General features: G+C 44.2%; 13 protein-coding genes. 7 read left to right on the top strand and 6 right to left on the bottom strand.

Translation table 11 applies throughout. The features are described 5' to 3' along the window. The first annotated feature begins 1 nt into the window (after position 1). From pyk to ACPD8L_RS11615, 4 genes are all read left to right on the top strand, one after another. Complete coding sequence (gene pyk, locus ACPD8L_RS11600) at positions 2-1,444, top strand: pyruvate kinase (protein WP_116216519.1); 1,443 nt, start codon at positions 2-4, stop codon at positions 1,442-1,444. Positions 1,445-1,588: 144 nt separating this feature from the next. Next, entirely contained in the window at positions 1,589-2,437 is an 849-nt protein-coding gene (locus ACPD8L_RS11605; RefSeq protein WP_421810337.1) for a helix-turn-helix domain-containing protein, read from the top strand. A 91-nt stretch (positions 2,438-2,528) separates the two neighbouring features. Beyond that, entirely contained in the window at positions 2,529-2,687 is a 159-nt protein-coding gene (locus ACPD8L_RS11610) for a hypothetical protein (protein ID WP_165357310.1), read from the top strand. A gap of 33 nt (positions 2,688-2,720) precedes the next feature. After that, positions 2,721-3,269 carry a carboxymuconolactone decarboxylase family protein gene (locus ACPD8L_RS11615; RefSeq protein WP_116216517.1) on the top strand — a complete coding sequence of 183 codons (549 nt, stop codon included), beginning with the start codon at positions 2,721-2,723 and terminating at the stop codon, positions 3,267-3,269. Positions 3,270-3,317: 48 nt separating this feature from the next. On the opposite strand, the gene ACPD8L_RS11620 is transcribed toward ACPD8L_RS11615, so the two are convergent. Next, a complete protein-coding gene (locus ACPD8L_RS11620; RefSeq protein WP_116216516.1) occupies positions 3,318-3,893 on the bottom strand; it encodes a TetR/AcrR family transcriptional regulator in 576 nt (191 codons plus the stop codon). Positions 3,894-4,008: 115 nt separating this feature from the next. Between ACPD8L_RS11620 and ACPD8L_RS11625 the strand changes: the two genes are divergently transcribed. Continuing rightward, on the top strand, positions 4,009-4,458 hold the full coding sequence (locus ACPD8L_RS11625; RefSeq protein ID WP_116216515.1) for a COG2426 family protein: 450 nt from the start codon (positions 4,009-4,011) through the stop codon (positions 4,456-4,458). 3 nt (positions 4,459-4,461) lie between these two features. Here the strand turns inward: ACPD8L_RS11625 and dinB are convergent, their stop codons facing one another. Beyond that, positions 4,462-5,562 (bottom strand): DNA polymerase IV, encoded by a 1,101-nt coding sequence (gene dinB, locus ACPD8L_RS11630; protein WP_423943464.1) that lies wholly within the window; start codon positions 5,560-5,562, stop codon positions 4,462-4,464. A 27-nt stretch (positions 5,563-5,589) separates the two neighbouring features. On the opposite strand from dinB, the gene ACPD8L_RS11635 reads away from it, so the two are divergent. Both ACPD8L_RS11635 and ACPD8L_RS11640 read left to right on the top strand, forming a co-directional pair. After that, the gene (locus tag ACPD8L_RS11635; protein WP_423943465.1) at positions 5,590-6,063 is read left to right on the top strand and encodes a CYTH domain-containing protein; all 474 of its coding nucleotides are present in this window, start codon (positions 5,590-5,592) and stop codon (positions 6,061-6,063) included. Beyond that, positions 6,057-6,725, top strand: a complete 669-nt coding sequence (locus tag ACPD8L_RS11640) for a lysoplasmalogenase (RefSeq protein WP_423943466.1) — start codon at positions 6,057-6,059, stop codon at positions 6,723-6,725. Before ACPD8L_RS11635 ends, ACPD8L_RS11640 begins: the two co-directional genes overlap by 7 nt. Positions 6,726-6,731: 6 nt before the next feature. Here ACPD8L_RS11640 and ACPD8L_RS11645 read toward each other — a convergent pair whose 3' ends face one another. The 4 genes from ACPD8L_RS11645 to ACPD8L_RS11660 all read right to left on the bottom strand — a co-directional run bounded on the left by ACPD8L_RS11645 (position 6,732) and on the right by ACPD8L_RS11660 (position 13,313). Continuing rightward, positions 6,732-8,039, bottom strand: coding sequence for a Zn-dependent hydrolase (locus ACPD8L_RS11645; RefSeq protein ID WP_423943467.1), 1,308 nt, complete (start codon positions 8,037-8,039; stop codon positions 6,732-6,734). 76 nt (positions 8,040-8,115) lie between these two features. Next, complete coding sequence (locus ACPD8L_RS11650) at positions 8,116-8,724, bottom strand: TetR/AcrR family transcriptional regulator (RefSeq protein ID WP_116216510.1); 609 nt, start codon at positions 8,722-8,724, stop codon at positions 8,116-8,118. Between the two features lie 10 nt (positions 8,725-8,734). Then, positions 8,735-10,135 carry an efflux transporter outer membrane subunit gene (locus tag ACPD8L_RS11655; protein WP_423943470.1) on the bottom strand — a complete coding sequence of 467 codons (1,401 nt, stop codon included), beginning with the start codon at positions 10,133-10,135 and terminating at the stop codon, positions 8,735-8,737. A 31-nt stretch (positions 10,136-10,166) separates the two neighbouring features. Continuing rightward, on the bottom strand, positions 10,167-13,313 hold the full coding sequence (locus ACPD8L_RS11660) for an efflux RND transporter permease subunit (RefSeq protein WP_423943472.1): 3,147 nt from the start codon (positions 13,311-13,313) through the stop codon (positions 10,167-10,169). Between the last annotated feature and the right edge of the window lie 17 nt (positions 13,314-13,330).

A 13,330-nucleotide genomic window follows, 5' to 3' on the forward strand; every position in this document is an offset into this window, starting at 1 on the left:
AATGCCAACTAGAAAGAAGACGAAAATTGTAGCAACGTTGGGACCTGCAACCAGCACTAAGGAAACCCTTAAAGCAATGATAGAGGCAGGGGTGGATGTTTTCAGGATAAACTTTTCCCATGCTTCCTATGACGATGTTACGGAACGTATCAACATGATACGTGAGTTGAATGAGGAATTGGAGGTACATACATCTATACTAGCAGATTTACAAGGCCCTAAGCTCAGGGTCGGGGTCATGGGTGGTGAGGCCGTGGTTGTCCCCGGGGACGAGGTCACTTTTGCCACGGGTGAGCCTTTTGAGGGAACGGCACAACGGGTATATATGAACTACCAAAGCTTTCCACAGGATGTAAAACCGGGTGAGCGTATCCTTTTGGATGATGGAAAGTTGATTTTTGAAGTAAAATCCACCAACGGAAAGGATGAGGTAACAGCCACGGTGATACAAGGAGGACCATTGAAATCCAAAAAAGGAGTGAACCTTCCCAATACCAATATTTCATTGCCTGCCCTTACCAAAAAAGATATCAAGGACGCCATTTACGCCATTGAGCACAAAGTGGATTGGATTGCCCTGTCTTTTGTGCGCCACAGCCAAGATTTGATAGACCTTCAGGACTTGATCAGTAAGCATACCGATCATAAAATTCCAATTATTGCCAAGATAGAAAAGCCGGAGGCAGTTGAAAACATCGATAAGATTGTGGCCTATTGTGATGGACTTATGGTGGCCCGTGGCGATTTGGGTGTGGAAGTTCCGGCCCAGGAAGTTCCCTTGATCCAGAAGAAATTGGTTCTTCAGGCCAAAAAGGCCAGAATTCCCGTGATCATTGCCACACAGATGATGGAAACTATGATCACCAGCCTTACACCAACGCGTGCGGAAGTGAACGATGTGGCCAACTCTGTTATGGATGGAGCGGATGCAGTAATGTTGTCCGGAGAAACCTCGGTTGGGAATTATCCCGTTCAGGTGATTGAGAAAATGGCCAGTATTCTGACCAGTGTTGAAAACTCAGATTTGATAAAGGTTCCCCAGACCCCTCCCCATATCCGTACCAAGCGATACATCACCAAATCGGTATGTTATCATGCGGCACTGATGGCCAATGAGATTCAGGCCAAGGCCATTTCAACCTTGACCAATAGTGGGTATACCGCTTTTCAGATATCGGCATGGAGGCCTAGTGCCCATATTTTGGTGTTTACCTCCAACAAAAGAATACTCACCCAGTTGAACCTATTGTGGGGCGTTAAGGCATTTTATTATGATCGGTTTGTTTCCACGGATGAAACCATCGAGGATGTAAACCGAATTGCCTGCAAAAAAGGATTTTTGGATGTGGGGGATATGCTCATTAGTTTGGCGGCCATGCCCATTAAGGACAAGGGAATGGTGAACACCCTTCGGGTGAGCGAGATAGAAACCTGCTCGTTTTAATACAAGGATTCCCATACCCTAGTAAAAATTTATTGAAAAATCCCAGATTCCACCGAATCTGGGATTTTTGCTTTCCAGTCTGTAAGTATGCTGCAAATAAGGGGACTAAAAAGAGTATAACCTCATTTTAGTCCAACCTTACCCATGGTATACGAATTCAAGGATGCAAGATTAGGGGCCATGCTCCGACTGGTGGAAGACATTAAAACCGATTGTCCAAAACACTCTCCGATACCCAACAACATTAAATTTTTATGGAATAGGAATGAGGCTCCCCTGACCATTGTGATAGATGGAATGGCGTTGGAGCTATTGCCCAACCAAATGGTAACGGTCACCTACCTGCAACATGTTTCCTATAGCAAAACTGAGTTGCCGCTCTCCGCCATTTTTTTCAACAGGGAGTTCTATTGCGTCTTTGATCATGACAGTGAGGTTTCCTGTAATGGGATATTGTTTTTTGGCACCCAAGATCTGCCCATTGTAACCATCCAAAAAGAAGAGCTTCGCAAGTTCAATCTGTTGTACGATATGTTTGTGGAAGAATTTTCAACCCCGGACAACATCCAAGGAGAAATGCTTCAGATGCTCTTAAAGCGGTTGATCATTATGACCACCCGCTTGGCCAAGGAACAACTCATTGTAAAAACCTTGGGCAACGATCAAATAGACATTATCCGAAGGTTCAATTATCTGGTGGACCTGAATTTTAAGACCAAAAGAAAGGTGAGCGAGTATGCCGAAATGTTGTACAAATCCCCCAAAACCCTTTCCAACCTCTTTTCCATCTATAATCAAAAATCGCCCCAACAGATTATCTTGGACCGTATTGTCTTGGAGGCAAAGCGTCTCATAAACTATACGGATAAACAAAATCAGGAGATTGCCTATGATCTTGGGTTCAATGATCCTGCCCATTTTAGCCGATTCTTCAAGAAAATGACCCAAATGACCCCTTCAGAGTATAGGGAAAACCAGCTGGTCCCGGCCTAAGGGAAAAATGGGCAAGTCGTCGGGAAATTGTTCCTAACACCTACCTGCCATTTCGCAACATCTTTGCACTGTAATTTAAAACAAACCAAAGATGAAGCATACAGGAAAAACCCTTTTCAATCTTATCGAAATTTTTAGGACACCACAAAGAAGAGTGGTCCAGACTGTCATTGCCAACGATCATTGTGAGCAAAACCACCATCACGATTTCTATTGTGATACGGAAAGACCATTTGTACAAAATAGATAATCAAAATAATAATTCATTTAAAATTTTTAGATCATGAGCACATTTAATGTACCCAAAAGAGAAGAAGTAAGCGGGGCCAATCAGGCCATTTTTGACAACTTGGAAAAGGCATTGGGCTTTGTTCCCAATCTATACGCCACCTATGCACATTCCGAGAATGCATTAGGCAATTATTTAACCTTTGCCAATGGTAAGACCTCCTTGAAAGCCAAGGAAAAGGAAGTGGTAAACTTGGCTGTTAGCGAAGTGAACAACTGTCTGTATTGTCTATCGGCCCATACGGCCATTGGAAAAATGAACGGTTTTACAGAGGCCCAAATTTTGGAACTGAGAGCGGGTAAAGCTTCTTTTGATGCCAAGTTGGATGCCTTGGCAAGATTGGCCAAAAACATTACGGAGAACAAAGGGACTACCGATTCCAATGTTTTGGACAATTTCTTTGCTGCCGGATGGACCAAGGAAAACTTGATCGACACTATTTTGTTGGTGGGAGACAAGACCATTTCCAACTATATCAACAATACATTTGACGCCCCTATCGATTTTCCAGTGGCACAGCCTTTGGAAGAAGTGGAAGCTTAAAACTAGTTTTAGGAAGAAGGACCCTTTCAAATTTTTGGAAGGGTTTTTTCATTCTACATCCAAATCGGCAAAAAGGGAGGGAGCTATACTTTTGGCCATAAAAATGGGCCAGTCGTTTTTAAAAAGGTGGCTTTCGGTTATGGCACTGTCGTATAAAAGATAAAGCCCACTGGAAATCCTTTCAATTTCCGCCTTGGAGAGATTGGCGATATTGGCCCCAACCACTTCGCCCAGAAAAAGCAAAAGTTCCTTTTTCTGTTTTTGGATCACTTCAAGTATCTTTTTCTCTTTAGGGGACAACTCTCCTAAAGTCTTAAGCCCCCAACAACCACAAAAGTGGTCTTCCCGGTATAGGTCTTGTAGAAAATCGAAAATGGCCAAAAGCTGGTTTCTTCCTTTTTTTCTACGTCCTACGAACTCTTCAAGGGATTTCATGAAGCCATCATGCCTGTGGTTCAGATAAGCGATGCAAATATCTTCCTTGGATTTAAAATGACCATAAAGTGTGGCTTTGGCAATGCCGCTTTTAGCTATGATCTCATTGATTCCCGTGGAATGGTATCCATGGATATAGAATAGATTGCTCGCCGTATCAATGATTTTCTCGTGGATGGATGTCTTCATCCCATAAAAGTAGACAAAAGACCGGTCTGTCTAGTGGTTTTTTAATCATTTTTTAGCATAAAGGGGTATACTACAACCCATTTTCAGCAGTAATTTTGCGGTTTACTGGAATTACATGATTTTCGATTTAATAATAGCCATGTTTTGGAGCCTGTCTCCCTTTGGGGAATCCAAGGTGGGAATCCCGTATGGGATAGGCAAGGGAGTGAACAGCCATGTGGTTTTTGTGGCTTGTTTCCTGTCCAACCTGCTCGTGTTCCCCATGATGATGTTTTTCTTGGAGAACGTCAATAAGCATTTGGCGAAATGGAGGCCTTATAAAAAATCGGCACTCTTCGTGGCCCGAAGGGCAAAGACGGGCACAGCGGATAAAGTGCAAAAGTATGGCTTCTTTGGATTGGTACTTTTTGTCATGATTCCGTTGCCGGGTACTGGTGTCTATGCGGGGAGCATTGCCTCTTATCTACTGAAGATTGAAAAGAAAAAAGCCTTTCTGGCAAATGCCCTGGGGATATTTTTGTCATCACTGATCATTTATGGGGTCACGGTCGTTTCGGTGAGGTAGGAGTTAAAACTCGAACCTCAACTGCACGGAAACTACTTTTTTTTCTGAAACCTTCTCTTGTTTTTCGGTATTGAGGTTGGCCAATGAGATACCCAATAACCGCACTGAATTCTCTAGGGAGGATTGATACAGAAGTTCTTTGGCCGTTTCCAGAATAAGGTCTTTGCTTGCAATATAATAGGGGAGGGTCTTGCTTCTGGTCTGAAGGGTAAAATCACTGTATTTGATTTTTAGGGTCACGGTTTTTCCGGCGATTTTGGATTTTTGAAGTCTTCTTTCCAACTCTGCAGCAATGTTTTCCAACTTTTCCAGCATGAAGATTTCACTGCTTAAGTTTTCAAAAAATGTACGCTCTGCCCCGACCGATTTTGGGATTCGATGGGGCTTTACGGCACTGTGGTGTATGCCTCGGACCACATGATAGTAGTATGTGCCGCTTTTCCCGAACTTTTCATCCAAAAACTCCAGAGATCTTTGTTTTAGGTCCTTCCCAGTAAAAATACCCAAGCGGTACATTTTTTCTGCCGTAACCTTGCCCACACCATAGAATTTACGAATGTCCAGATCTTCCAAAAACTGGATGACCTCTTCGGGGTTCACCGTTTTTTGGCCATTGGGTTTGTTGTAATCACTGGCCACTTTGGCAATGAATTTATTGATGGAGATTCCGGCCGATGCCGTAAGCCCGGTTTTCTCCAAGATTTTTTGCCGGATTTCCTTGGCGATCAAGGTAGCGGAGGGATTTCCTTTTTTGTTTTCGGTCACGTCCAAGTAGGCTTCGTCCAAGGAAAGGGGTTCCACGAGGTCTGTGTATTCGAAAAAGATACTCCGAATTTGATAGGAAACCTCTTTGTAGCGATCAAACCGGGGTTTTACAAAAATCAAATCCGGACAATTTCTTTGGGCAATGGATCCTGCCATGGCACTACGTACCCCAAATTTACGCGCCTCATAGCTGGCAGCGGACACTACCCCCCGCTTTGAGCCGCCGCCTACGGCAATGGGTTTTCCCTTCAGCTCGGGATTATCGTGCTGTTCCACTGAGGCATAGAACGCATCCATGTCCACATGAATGATTTTTCTTAAGGGAAAATCAAAATCCATACTCAAATTTAGGGTATATTTAGTTTGATGGAACACTTGGAAATAGAGCGAAAGTTTTTGGTGACCTCAGATGCATACCGGCAAGAAGCCTCATCTAGCGTCCGCATAGCACAAGGTTTTTTGAGTACGGACCCCCAAAGAACGGTACGAGTACGAATTATGGGAAGCCAAGGTTTTTTGACCGTGAAAGGAGCCAGTAACGCATCCGGAACCTCCCGATTTGAATGGGAAACCGAAATCAGCCCGGCCGAGGCCACCAATCTGATCGATCTGTGCAAGGATGTGATCTTGGAAAAAGTACGTTATACGGTGCCTTTGGGCAACCATGTATTCGAGGTGGATGAATTTTTGGGGGAAAATAAGGGACTGGTGGTTGCCGAAGTGGAACTTCAGCATGAAGACGAATTTTTTGAGAGACCCAGCTGGTTGGGGGAAGAGGTCACCGGCCAGAAGGAATATTACAATTCGCAACTGAGTCAAACACCATTTGCACAATGGTAGACCGTAGAAGACAAAGAACAATTAATCTGGTAAGCCTGGTATTGGCCATACTTGCCATGTGTACCGAGTATTTGGGACATAGAATGGCCTATGTGTTCTTGAAGCCACTGACTACCATTTCAATACTATCGCTCTTACTTTTTATCCCGAGGGGATTATCCACCAAGTTTACCAAGCTTATCCTTGTGGCCTTGGTTTTTTGCCTACTGGGGGATGTACTTTTGCTTGATCCAGCCTATTTTGTCTTTGGATTGGTCGCTTTTTTACTGGCACACCTTCTATTCATTGTGGCATTTATCCAACATAAAGGATTTTGGTTCCATTGGATATCCTTTGTAGTACTTTTTGTGATTGGAGGAGTCATTTTCTTTTGGTTAAAACCAGATTTAGGAGATTTTATGATACCGGTCCTGTTCTATGTTTTAGTGATCACTTCAATGGCATGGCAAGGAATAGGCTTATATCTAAGGGACAAAGGAAAAGCATACCTATGGATAGCATTGGCGGTGCTATTTTTCATGCTTTCGGATACCATGCTGGCCATTAATAAATTCAAAGCACCTTTTGACTATGCCAGTGTTCTTATTTTGGTAACGTATTGGCTTAGTATTGCTTTGATTGCCAATGCGGCCTACAACATTGCTTTAGGGAAGAAATCTTAGTTTGAATCAATCCAGTTTTTTGTCCAGCACCAAAATAGTATTGAGCAAGACATTGGCACCATTGGCCATGTCTTTGGCTGAGGTGAACTCTTTTGGTGAATGGCTGATACCTCCCTTACTGGGCACAAAGATCATCCCGGTTGGTGCAATCCGTGCCATGTCTTGGGCATCGTGTCCTGCGCCGCTGGGCATATATTTAAAAGTAAGTCCCAAATCTTTGGCAGAGTTCTCTATTTCTTTTTGAATGCCTTGGTCGGTCAAGGCGGGATCTGCAGTAGTGTCCAAGGGATTGAATTTGATCTCCACACCGGAATCGGTTGAAATTTCCTTGGCCTTGGCCTGAATGGCCTGAAAAACGTTTTCAATGACTTGGGAAGAGAGGTCCCGGATTTCCAAACTGGCCACTACGTTTCCGGGAATAACGTTGGGAGCACCGGGTTCAGCCTTTATGCGTCCCACGGTACCCACTTGACTGCCCTCAAAACTATTGGTGACTTCATTTACGGCAACAATGAATTTGGCCGCGGCCAACAAGGCATCCTGCCTGGCATCCATAGGTGTGGTTCCCGCATGGTTGGCAAATCCGGTAAAGGTCACATCCCACCATTTCAGTCCCACAATACCTTCCACAACACCAATGTTAAGACCTTCTTTTTCCAAGATACCGCCCTGTTCAATATGAAGTTCCAAAAAGGCTGCCATACTTCCTTTTTTACGGATGGCTTCCATAATCCTTGTGGTATCTCCTCCCAATCGCATTATGCCCTCTCCCATGGAAAAACCAGTGGAATTGACCACTCCAAATGCCGCAGTGCTTAGGTTCCCGGACATGGCCCTACTTCCCATGACACCACCTTCCTCATTCGGAAAAACAATGACTTCCAAGGGATGCTTGGTCTTCACCTTATTCTCCTTAAGTACCTCCATGACCTCCAAAGCAGCCATGGAACCCACACAACCATCATAATTTCCACCATGGGGAACCCGATCTATGTGTGAGCCAAAGGAAATGGGCTTTTTTGAGGTATCAGAGCCTTGGCGTTTTCCAATGATGTTTCCTGCAACATCCACGGTAACGGTCAAGCCTAAACTTTTCATGGTTTGAATTACCCATTCCCGGGCAGCAATATCGGCATCACTGAAAGCAACTCGTTCCGTTTCCCCATTTTTCTGTAGTCCAAAGTTTGCAAGGTCAAAGATTCGATGTTCCAGGCGATCTTGATTGACCGTAAAGGACTTTTTTTGGGCATTTGTGGAGATGCCGACCAACAATACCACAAAAGACAGTACTGAGGTTAAGTGTTTAAAATGCATGGCTTTCTGTTTTTTAGAAAGGTACACATTTATATGGAGAAGTGTTTCTGGGTTGTGGTTAGAGAGAAGCTGTGGACTAATAGCTTTCGTGGGGGCAGTTTTGAAGATATTCCAACGTAAGGATCCCTCGAAGATTATTGACAATGATATGGTCCAGCAATTCTTGGGCGCTGTATTGTTCAAACAAATTGACTCTTGAATATAAGGTATCTTCCAGTCTCAATAAAAAAAGGTCGCAGACCAATTCCACATTGACATTGGGCCTGACTTGCCCCAATTTTTTGGCCTTGACCAATAACGGGTGTACCACGTTCCAAACAATATCCTTTCTAAATTCGGAATAGACCCGAGCCGCCTTTGTATAGTACTTGTTGATGCCGTAAAAGAAAGTGGGGCTTATCCCTTGCAGGTGGCCAACCCCCAACTTGTATATATACACAATGGTAAGCAAGGGCTGGTCCTCATTGGGATTCTCCTGCATATGGTCATCAATGGTGCTTCGTACTTTTTGTAAAAAGCATTGTAGACTCTCCATGACCAGCTCTTCCTTACTTTGAAAGTGTTTGTATATGGTTTTTTTTGAAATACCCAGATCATGGGCCAACTCGTCCATGGAAAAGCGTTTGCTCCCAAATTTTGAAAAATTGGAAAAAGCACACTCCAGTAATTCTTTTTTATTTTCCATGGCCTATTTTTTACTGCCAGCCTCCTCCCAAGGCCCTATATAGCTCCACTATAGCGTTCAATTGCCCGTATTGGGAATCCACATAGCTCAATTCTGAGTTCAGGGCATTTTGTCTGGCGGTAAGTACTTCCAGATAGTTGGCCAGACCATTGTTCAGCAATTCTTCCGAGTAGTCTTCTGCAACGGTATAGGCTTCCAGTTCCTTGGCACGGGCCTCTAATTTTTGGGCTTCGGCATCATAGCTGTAGAGTGCGTCCGAAACTTCTTTTCCTGCCGTCAACAAGGTTTTCTTGTAGGACAACAAGGCCTGCTCCTGCTGTGCTTTGGCGACTTCCATTTGGGTCCTTAGCCTACGGCCGTTGAAAATAGGCTGTGTTAGCGAACCTACCAATTGGGAAAACAGGGAGCTGGCATCGATCCAGTTGTCAAATTCCAAGCTTTGGAACCCTCCTGATGCGGTAAGGCTCAAGGAAGGATACATGCTACTACGGGCCACATTGGTCAATTCAAAGGCATTGATAAGGCCGAACTCGGCTTGTTTTACATCAGGGCGATTGGCCAACAACAAATAAGGTACCCCAGTTTGCAAGTCGCTTTCTATGGATTGATCATCCAAACGAGATCGTTCCACTTCATGGGGCGGCTCACCCAATAGAATACAGAAGGTGTTTTCCAGTAGTTTAATGTTGTTCTCCAAGTCAATAAGGATAATTTCCGTAGTATGGACTTGGGCTTCGGTCTGTTTTACGGCCACTTCGGTCAGTTGCCCTGCATCCTTTAGGGCCATGGTAGTTTCCAAACTTCCTTTTCGGGCAGTCAAGGTCTGTTCCGCAATGCTGTATTGCTTGTCCAACGCCATTAATTGGTAGTAGGTATTGGCTATGGCAGCTACCAAATTGGTCTTTACAGCTTGGTGTGCGGCCACACTCTGTAGATAAGAGGCACCCGCAGCTCTTTTATTGCTTCGGATCTTGCCCCAAACATCTGCTTCCCAAGAAAGGGCGCCAGAAAGTTCATATTGTTCCAAAGGCCTTGTGAAAAAGCTTCCAAATTGGCTGTTTCCCGAGTTTTTGGTCCGGGTAAAACTAGCTTTGCCGGTAAGAGTTGGGAAATATCCTGCCTTACCTTGCTTAACATAGGCTTCGGCAGCAGTAACATTTTCCAGGGCAATACGTATATCCAGATTGTTTTCCAGACCTTTTTCAATATAAGATTTCAAATGCTCGTCATTGAACAGGTCCTTCCATGAGATGGTTGCCATGGAAGTGCTGTCTGTAGGAAGGTTATCGGTCCTGTACAAACTTTCCGTTTCCATTTCTGGTCGGGAATAGTTTTTGGCGACAAAGCAGGATTGCATCAATAGCGTCGCTGAAAACAGCAGGGTGATTTTGTATATAGATTTAATTTTCATGGGTGATATGCTTTGTTCGGTCATTGAATGTTTAGGCATGGCTTGCTTCATTGAGTTGTTCCGGCTTTCCTGAAATTCGCTCTTGAAGTGCTTGGAAAATGACAAATAGCACAGGAACCACGAACACTCCAAATATGGTCCCTATGAGCATTCCCCCAACGGCACTTAATCCTATGGATTGGTTTCCAATGGCACCGATTCCTGTTGAGAGTGCCAAAGGCAACAGCCCAAATATGAAGGCAAAGGAAGTCATCAAAATAGGACGTAGCCTGGCCCGTGCCCCATCAATGGCCGCATTGAACAGGGAGAACCCTGCCTTTCTTCGTTGTAAGGCGAACTCCACGATCAAAATGGCGTTTTTGGCCAAAAGACCAATCAACATGATCAAGGCAATCTGGAAGTAGATGTTGTTTTCCAATCCACCCAAATTCACAAAGAGTATAGCCCCGGCCAAACCAATAGGCAAGGACAACAATACAGAAAGTGGTACGATGTAACTTTCATACTGGGCACTTAGTAGGAAGTACACAAAGATCAAACTCAAGATAAAGATGAGAACGGTCTGTGAACTAGCGTTACTTTCTTCTCTGGTAAGTCCAGAATAGTCATAAGTGTATGAAGTTGGCAGCACTTGGGCAGCCACTTCCTCAATGGCATTGATGGCATCCCCGGTACTGTAACCGGGATTGGGTACACCGCTTACTTTTACAGAACTCAATAGGTTGAATCGTTCTACCACTTCTGGACCGTAAATCTTCTTAAGATTTACAAACTGACTAACTGCTACGGATTCCCCAGTGCTGTTTCGAACAAAGATTTGGTTCAATGAATTTTCATTGGCCCTGTCTTGGGGTTTTGCTTGAATCATAACACGGTATTGCTTTCCGAATTTGTTGAAATCCGTTGCATAGATTCCACCGTAATATCCTTGAAGTGCATTGAACACATCGGTGGTGGAGAATCCTGCCATTTTTAGTTTTTCCACATCGATTTCCAAATCGTATTGTGGGAAACCGGGATCAAATTGTGAAATGGCATATTGAATTTCCGGTCTGGCATTCATGGCTGCCAAGAATTGATTCTTCACCTCATTTATGGCCAACCAGTTGTCCGTTCCCTTGTTCTGAAGCTGTACTTCAAAACCAGAGTTGGTACCAAAACCTTGTATGCTGGGAGGGGTAAAGTATATGATCTGCGCATCTTTAAATTGGGCCGAAGTGGCATTCAAACGTTGCATGGTGGCACTTACGGAAAGGGAATCTTCCTTTCTTTCGTTCCAATGCTTCAGTTTCATGATGGAGAAGGCATATGATCCCGCACTTACCCGGTTCAAAAGGCTGAATCCGGCCACACTCATCCGCGCTTCAACCACATCCATGGATTCATAAATGGAATCCAGTTTCATGATGGTTTCTTCGGTTTTTTCCAAAGTGGTCCCTGGAGGCATGCTCACATTGGCAAAGATGATACCCCTATCTTCATCGGGCACAAACCCAGATGGAGTGGATTGGAACAAGTAAAGTGCCAGTGCACTAAAACCTAAAAGTAGGGCCACAGTGATCCACTTACGTTTGACCAAGTTGCCTACGGCGCCGGTATATTTATTGGTAATGGCCATAAAACCAACATTGAATGCCTTGAAAAAACGGGTCATTAATCCTGATTTATGCTCTTTATCCGGATTGTGGGGTTTTAGGAAGAGCGCGGCCAATGCAGGGCTGAGGGTCAATGCATTTACAGCAGAGATTAAAATGGCCACAGCTAAGGTAATTCCAAATTGTTGGTAGAACACCCCGGATGATCCTTGGATAAAGGAAACCGGAATAAATACGGCAGACATCACCAAGGTAATCGAAATAATGGCCCCCGAAATTTCTCCCATGGCCTTTTTGGTCGCGGTCTTTGCCGAATCTGCCCCTTCTTCCAATTTGGCATGGACAGCTTCGACCACCACAATGGCATCATCCACCACAATACCAATGGCCAAGATCATAGCAAAAAGCGTCAACATGTTGATGGAATAGCCAAACAACTGCAGGAAGAAAAAGGTTCCTACAATGGCCACAGGCACGGCAATGGCTGGAATCAAAGTAGACCTAAAGTCTTGCAAGAATAGGAATACCACAATGAAAACCAAGATAAAGGCCTCGATCAAGGTCTTGACCACGTGATCAATGGAAGCATCCAAAAAGTCCTTGGTATTGAAGGGGATCACATAATCCAGTCCTTTGGGGAATTCCGATTTGCTTTCCACCAAAATTTGTTCAATTTCGTCAATAATATCCTTGGCGTTAGATCCTGATGTTTGATATACCCCGACAGCCACACCTGGATTTCCCATACCGTAGTTTTTTCGGGCATAGTTAAAAGCACCCAATTCTATCTCGGCAACGTCCTTTAAGCGAAGAAAACCACCATCATCTGTTGTTTTTAGGATGATGTTTTCGTATTCGGCCACTTCGGAAAGTCGACCTTTGTATTTCATGACATACTCAAAGATACCTTCCGAATTTTCACCGATCTTTCCTGTTGCCGCTTCCCGGTTTTGTTCTTGAAGCGCTACTTGTATGTCTGCAGGTACCAAATTGTAGGCGGCCATTTTATCTGGGGAAATCCATATCCGCATGGAATAATCCTTGGCCCCAAATACGTTTACATTACCTACCCCTTTGATCCGTTGTAAACGTGGCACCAAATTGATTTTGGCGTAGTTTTCCACAAAAGTGGCATCGTAATTATCGTTATTGGAGAAAATAGAAAAGAACAATAAGGCACTGTTTTGTGCCTTCCGCGTGGTTACCCCGGTCTGGATTACCTCTTGGGGCAATAGACTGTTGGCCCGAGCTACTCGGTTCTGTACGTTTACCGCAGCTATATCTGGGTCTACGCCAAGTTCGAAGAACACACTTATGTTGGCGGCACCATCATTACTGGCTGATGAGGTCATATAGGTCATTCCTTCCACCCCATTGATCTGTTCTTCAAGCGGAATTACCACACTTTTCAATACTGTTTCGGCATTGGCACCTGTGTAGTTTGCCGAAACTTGGACCGTGGGAGGAGCAATCTCTGGATATTGTTCAACCGGTAAAGTGGCGAGTCCCAAAATTCCCAAAATCACGATTATTATGGAAATTACTGTGGAAAGTACGGGACGTTCTATAAATTTTTGGAACATATTTTTTTTCTAAAAAC

The sequence above is a fragment of the Flagellimonas algicida genome, assembly GCF_049629585.1.
Classification (GTDB): Bacteria; Bacteroidota; Bacteroidia; order Flavobacteriales; family Flavobacteriaceae; genus Flagellimonas.

Excerpts from the sequence above, each read along its gene's own strand:
- pyk (WP_116216519.1), top strand. The coding sequence starts at position 2 with ATGCCAACTAGAAAGAAGACGAAAATTGTAGCAACGTTGGGACCTGCA.
- ACPD8L_RS11605 (WP_421810337.1), top strand. The coding sequence starts at position 1,589 with ATGGTATACGAATTCAAGGATGCAAGATTAGGGGCCATGCTCCGACTG.
- ACPD8L_RS11610 (WP_165357310.1), top strand. The coding sequence starts at position 2,529 with ATGAAGCATACAGGAAAAACCCTTTTCAATCTTATCGAAATTTTTAGG.
- ACPD8L_RS11615 (WP_116216517.1), top strand. The coding sequence starts at position 2,721 with ATGAGCACATTTAATGTACCCAAAAGAGAAGAAGTAAGCGGGGCCAAT.
- ACPD8L_RS11620 (WP_116216516.1), bottom strand. The coding sequence starts at position 3,893 with ATGAAGACATCCATCCACGAGAAAATCATTGATACGGCGAGCAATCTA.
- ACPD8L_RS11625 (WP_116216515.1), top strand. The coding sequence starts at position 4,009 with ATGATTTTCGATTTAATAATAGCCATGTTTTGGAGCCTGTCTCCCTTT.
- dinB (WP_423943464.1), bottom strand. The coding sequence starts at position 5,562 with ATGGATTTTGATTTTCCCTTAAGAAAAATCATTCATGTGGACATGGAT.
- ACPD8L_RS11635 (WP_423943465.1), top strand. The coding sequence starts at position 5,590 with ATGGAACACTTGGAAATAGAGCGAAAGTTTTTGGTGACCTCAGATGCA.
- ACPD8L_RS11640 (WP_423943466.1), top strand. The coding sequence starts at position 6,057 with ATGGTAGACCGTAGAAGACAAAGAACAATTAATCTGGTAAGCCTGGTA.
- ACPD8L_RS11645 (WP_423943467.1), bottom strand. The coding sequence starts at position 8,039 with ATGCATTTTAAACACTTAACCTCAGTACTGTCTTTTGTGGTATTGTTG.
- ACPD8L_RS11650 (WP_116216510.1), bottom strand. The coding sequence starts at position 8,724 with ATGGAAAATAAAAAAGAATTACTGGAGTGTGCTTTTTCCAATTTTTCA.
- ACPD8L_RS11655 (WP_423943470.1), bottom strand. The coding sequence starts at position 10,135 with ATGAAAATTAAATCTATATACAAAATCACCCTGCTGTTTTCAGCGACG.
- ACPD8L_RS11660 (WP_423943472.1), bottom strand. The coding sequence starts at position 13,313 with ATGTTCCAAAAATTTATAGAACGTCCCGTACTTTCCACAGTAATTTCC.